Below are 504 nucleotides of genomic sequence, written 5' to 3' on the forward strand. Positions count from 1 at the left end.
TCGAACTGGAATGCTTCGCCATATTCGAAGGCGAGTGGCACAAAGGCGCCACGTTGCGCCCCCGCATCGCGCTCCTTCTTCCAGTTGCGTACAAAGGCGCACACTCGGTCGTAGCTGCCGTCGTAGCCCGCCGCCCGTAAATCCTCGTACATCTGCGTCGCTGAGCGCCGTTCCCGTCTCGTACGTCGCAAATCGGCGACCAGCCAAAGTCGCAGTTGCTCCGACCACGGGTCGACGACGCTGTTGCTGACGCGTTTCGCGAATTTCGGCTCGCTCGCCGAGGGCTCGCGCAACCATCGTCGAATCGTGTTTCTCGAAAGCCCCGTCTGCCTCGCAATGTCCCGAAGCGGGACGCCATCGCGGAAATGCATCCGCCGAATCTTGGCCAACATGCTCACGGTTATCACTCCGTTCTCCTGCTTGGCGTCCAAGCAGGCAGTTGAACATGTGGGTCAATTTTCGATGCAAATTTCTAGCGGAAGTGGGTCAGTTTTATGCGCGTAT

General features: G+C 58.9%; 1 protein-coding gene. It reads right to left on the reverse strand.

All coding sequences use genetic code 11. The features are described from left to right. Nucleotides 1–398: helix-turn-helix domain-containing protein (locus BCA01S_RS36405; RefSeq protein ID WP_255218501.1), on the reverse strand; the 398-nt coding region annotated here is incomplete at its 3' end. Nucleotides 399–504: the final 106 nt, after the last annotated feature.

The sequence above is a fragment of the Paraburkholderia caledonica NBRC 102488 genome (assembly GCF_000685095.1).
GTDB classification, from domain to species: domain Bacteria; phylum Pseudomonadota; class Gammaproteobacteria; order Burkholderiales; family Burkholderiaceae; genus Paraburkholderia; species Paraburkholderia caledonica.